The sequence below is a fragment of the Pseudomonas sp. genome (assembly GCF_050739655.1).
Classification (GTDB): domain Bacteria; phylum Pseudomonadota; class Gammaproteobacteria; order Pseudomonadales; family Pseudomonadaceae; genus Aquipseudomonas.
Map to the genome: position 1 here is coordinate 1 of NZ_JBOIBY010000511.1, position 1,620 is coordinate 1,620.

Consider the following 1,620-nt stretch of genomic DNA (forward strand, 5'->3'; position numbering starts at 1 on the left):
CTCCTACACAGGGGATGTGTTTACAGGCTCAGGGTGCGATTCGAAGCCTTGATGAACTCCTGCTTCAACGCTTCAAACGTGTGCACCGCCGGGAACTGCGGGAACTCGGCGATCACATTGTCCGGTGCATGGAACAAAATCCCCGCATCCGCCTCGCCCAGCATGGTGGTGTCGTTATAGGAATCCCCTGCGGCGATCACCCGGTAGTACAGGCTCTTGAACGCCAAAACGGACTGACGCTTGGGATCTTTCTGGCGCAGCTGATAGCTCGTCACCCGCCCGGTATCGTCGGTAATCAGACGATGGCAGAGCAAGGTCGGGAAACCCAGCTGACGCATCAGCGGTTGGGAGAACTCGTAGAAGGTGTCCGACAGAATCACCACCTGGAAGCGCTCACGCAGCCAGTTGACGAACTCGACAGCACCGTCCAGCGGCTTGAGGGTGGCGATCACTTCCTGGATATCGGCGAGCTTCAGACCGTGCTCGTCGAGAATGCGCAGGCGCTGTTTCATCAGCACGTCGTAGTCAGGAATGTCCCGGGTGGTGGCCCTGAGGGATTCGATCCCGGTTTTTTCGGCGAAAGCGATCCAGATTTCCGGGACCAGTACACCTTCAAGATCCAGACAGGCAATTTCCACAAGACACTCCCATTTGTATTGTTTATTGAGTCGAGCGAGGCCGAACTCTAGCGACTCCTCCCCGACCGCGCAACGCAGAGGACGCCCCGACCGACGCAGCTTTTTGTTACCATCGGCCCCATATAGAGCGCCCAGCGCCACCGACCTGTAGGAAGCCGCCCTGATGAGCCCAACGTTCGACGTCGTGGAACTCGCCACGACCTATGCCAACAAATCTGCCCAGGACATCCTGAAACTCGCGTTCGCCGAGTTTGGCGATGACCTGTGGATATCTTTCAGCGGCGCCGAAGACGTGGTGCTGGTAGACATGGCCTGGAAGCTGAACAAGAACGTCAAGGTGTTCAGCCTCGACACTGGCCGCCTGCACCCCGAGACCTACCGCTTCATCGATCAGGTGCGCGAGCACTACAAGATCGACATCGAACTGGTGTCACCGGACCACACCAAGCTCGAACCCTTCGTGAAGGAAAAGGGCCTGTTCAGTTTCTACAAGGACGGCCACGGCGAATGCTGCGGCATCCGCAAGATCGAGCCACTGCGTCGCAAGCTTTCGGGCGTAAAGGCGTGGGCCACCGGCCAGCGCCGCGACCAGAGCCCAGGCACCCGCAGCGCCGTCGCGGTGATGGAGATCGACACCGCGTTCTCGACCCCGGAGCGCACCCTGTACAAATTCAACCCGCTGGCACAAATGACCAGCGAAGAGATCTGGGGCTACATCCGCATGCTGGAGCTGCCGTACAACAGCCTGCACGAGCGCGGTTTCATCAGCATCGGCTGCGAACCCTGCACCCGCCCGGTGCTGCCGAACCAGCATGAGCGTGAAGGCCGCTGGTGGTGGGAAGAAGCGACGCAGAAAGAGTGCGGGTTGCATGCGGGGAATATCATTAGCAAGTCGAAGGCCTGATATTCAGCCTTGAGACATCCAATGTGGGAGCGGGCTTGCTCGCGAAGGCGGTGTGTCATCTAACACTGTGTCTACTGA

General features: G+C 59.0%; 2 protein-coding genes. One reads left to right on the forward strand and one right to left on the reverse strand.

Translation table 11 applies throughout. The features are described from left to right. Nucleotides 1-20 precede the first annotated feature (20 nt). Nucleotides 21-638 carry a bifunctional phosphoserine phosphatase/homoserine phosphotransferase ThrH gene (gene thrH, locus ACRESJ_RS24215; RefSeq protein ID WP_431760163.1) on the reverse strand — a complete coding sequence of 206 codons (618 nt, stop codon included), beginning with the start codon at nucleotides 636-638 and terminating at the stop codon, nucleotides 21-23. Nucleotides 639-801: 163 nt separating this feature from the next. Here thrH and ACRESJ_RS24220 point away from each other — a divergent pair, with 163 nt between their 5' ends. Then, nucleotides 802-1,542, forward strand: coding sequence for a phosphoadenylyl-sulfate reductase (locus tag ACRESJ_RS24220; RefSeq protein WP_095945179.1), 741 nt, complete (start codon nucleotides 802-804; stop codon nucleotides 1,540-1,542). Nucleotides 1,543-1,620: the final 78 nt, after the last annotated feature.

What these genes read in the sequence shown, in the direction of transcription:
- ACRESJ_RS24220 (WP_095945179.1), top strand. Translation starts at nt 802, where the DNA reads ATGAGCCCAACGTTCGACGTCGTGGAACTCGCCACGACCTATGCCAAC.